This window comes from Kitasatospora sp. MY 5-36, from assembly GCF_001182915.1.
Classification (GTDB): Bacteria; Actinomycetota; Actinomycetes; order Streptomycetales; family Streptomycetaceae; genus Kitasatospora.
The window spans coordinates 1-2,312 of record NZ_LFVW01001032.1 but is presented as its reverse complement, the minus strand read 5'-3'; the positions used below and the strand labels follow the sequence as shown (position 1 = coordinate 2,312).

Annotated in this window: 2 protein-coding genes; both read left to right on the top strand. The window is 71.2% G+C overall.

The annotated features are described in order from the left end of the window. Positions 1-134: 134 nt before the first annotated feature. A complete protein-coding gene (ctaD, locus tag AE652_RS39755; protein WP_049660515.1) occupies positions 135-1,850 on the top strand; it encodes a cytochrome c oxidase subunit I in 1,716 nt (571 codons plus the stop codon). After that, complete coding sequence (locus AE652_RS39750; RefSeq protein WP_049660513.1) at positions 1,847-2,242, top strand: cytochrome c oxidase subunit 4; 396 nt, start codon at positions 1,847-1,849, stop codon at positions 2,240-2,242. The genes ctaD and AE652_RS39750 overlap by 4 nt, the downstream gene beginning before the upstream one ends. Positions 2,243-2,312 lie beyond the last annotated feature (70 nt).

The following is a 2,312-nucleotide window of genomic DNA, read 5'->3' as shown; positions in this document are numbered from 1 at the left end:
CCGCGTGGCGCCCCGGCGGCCCGGGCCGCCGCCGCTAGGGTCGGCGATGGCGTGCGAGGGCGGGCCCTCCGCCGGGCCGGGGAGGGGGTCGGCGCCGCGACCGGGGGCGTCACCGGCTCCGCTGCGGAGGTTCCATGAACGCTTCGTCCACCGCGCCGCCCCCCGCGCGGGACCGCACCCGGGTGAGGGTCCGGCAGGGCAGCACGCTGCTGCGCTGGCTGTTCACCACGGACCACAAGGTCATCGGGAACCTCTATCTGGCGACGGCCTTCGGCTTCTTCCTGGTCGGGGGCGTGCTCGCGCTGCTGATGCGGGCCCAGCTGCTGGGGCCGGACACCGGGCTGCTGTCGAACGAGCGGTACAACCAGCTGTTCACCATGCACGGCACGATCATGCTGCTGCTGTTCGCCACCCCGACCTTCGCCGGGTTCGCCAACGCGATCATGCCCCTGCAGATCGGCTCGCCGGACGTCGCCTTCCCCCGGCTGAACGCCTTCACCTACTGGGCGTTCCTGCTGGGCGGGCTGACGGTGCTGAGCGGCTTCCTCACCACCGGGGGCGCGCCCTCCTTCGGCTGGTTCGCCTACGCGCCGCTGAACGGTCCGCTGTTCTCGCCGGGGGCGGGCGGGGACCTGTGGGCGTTCGGCCTGGTGGTGGCCGGCCTCGGCACCATCCTGGGCGCGGTCAACTTCATCACCACCATCACCTGCCTGCGGGCGCCGGGCATGACGCTGTTCCGGATGCCGGTCTTCACCTGGAACGTGCTGTTCACCTCGGTCATGGTGCTGCTGGCCTTCCCGGTGCTGACCGCCGCGCTGCTCTGCCTGGAGGCGGACCGCAAGTTCGGCGCGCACGCCTTCGACGCGGCGAACGGCGGGGCGCTGCTGTGGCAGCACCTGTTCTGGTTCTTCGGCCACCCGGAGGTGTACATCGTCGCGCTGCCGTTCTTCGGCGTCATCAGCGAGATCATCCCGGTGTTCAGCCGCAAACCGCTGTTCGGCTACCACGGGATGGTCGGCGCGACCATCGCCATCACGGCGCTGTCCATGTCGGTGTGGGCGCACCACATGTTCGCCACCGGCCAGGTGCTGCTGCCGTTCTTCGCGATGATGTCCTTCCTCATCGCGGTGCCCACCGGGGTGAAGTTCTTCAACTGGGTCGGGACGATGTGGAACGGCTCGCTCTCCTTCGAGACCCCGATGCTCTGGTCGGTCGGCTTCCTGGTGACCTTCCTGTTCGGCGGGCTGAGCGGGGTGCTGCTGGCGGCGCCGCCGATCGACTTCCACGTCACCGACAGCTACTTCGTGGTGGCCCACCTGCACTACGTGCTGTTCGGGACGGTCGTCTTCGCCACCTTCGCGGGCTTCTACTTCTGGTGGCCGAAGCTCACCGGGAAGATGCTCGACGAGAAGCTGGGGAAGGCGCACTTCTGGATCCTGTTCACCGGGTTCCAGACCACCTTCCTGGTGATGCACTGGCTGGGCGCCCAGGGGATGCCGCGCCGCTACGCGAGCTACCTGGCGGTGGACGACTTCACGGCCCTGAACGTGTGCGCCTCGATCGGCTCGTTCCTGCTCGGGGTCTCCAACCTGCCGTTCTTCTACAACGTCTGGCGGACCACCAGGTACGGCGAGAAGGTCGCCGAGGACGACCCGTGGGGCTGGGGCCGGTCGCTGGAGTGGGCCACCTCCAGCCCGCCGCCGCCGCACAACTTCCACGCGCTGCCCCGGATCCGCTCGGAGTCGCCGGCCTTCGACCTGCACCACCCGGAGGTGTCCGCGGCGGAGTCGCCGACCGGCGACTCCGGTGTGCCGTACGGCCCTACCGGCGGACGGGGGAGCGGGCGGTGAAGGCGGAGGGGTGGCTGTTCGCGGTGATGACCGCGTTCTTCGCGGTGACCGGGCTGGTCTACGGACTCTGGGCCCGCGAGCCGGCCGGCAAGGCGATCCTGACGGTGGCGTTCCTGATGTCCGGTCTGGTCGCGCTGTTCTGGTTCGTCCAGTACCGGCGGTCGGGCGGCGGCCGGGCGCAGGACCGCGAGGAGGCCGAGATCGCGGAGGCCGCCGGGCCGGTGGGGTTCTTCCCGGCCCGCAGCGGCTACCCGGTCCTCGCGGCGGTCGGCGTGACGGTCTTCGCCCTGGGGCTGGTGTTCGCGCGGTGGCTGATCGTCGTCGGCGCCCTGGTGCTCGCGCTCGCCGTCGCCGGCTTCATCTTCCAGTACCGCGACCACGGCGCGGGCTGAGCCGGCGCAGCAGCCGCCGGAGCGGGCCGCCCGGGCCCGCCCCGGGCGCCGGGACGGCCGGGGGAGCGGG

Bases quoted from the DNA above. Each gene is read 5' to 3' on its own strand.
- ctaD (WP_049660515.1), top strand. From the start codon at position 135: ATGAACGCTTCGTCCACCGCGCCGCCCCCCGCGCGGGACCGCACCCGG.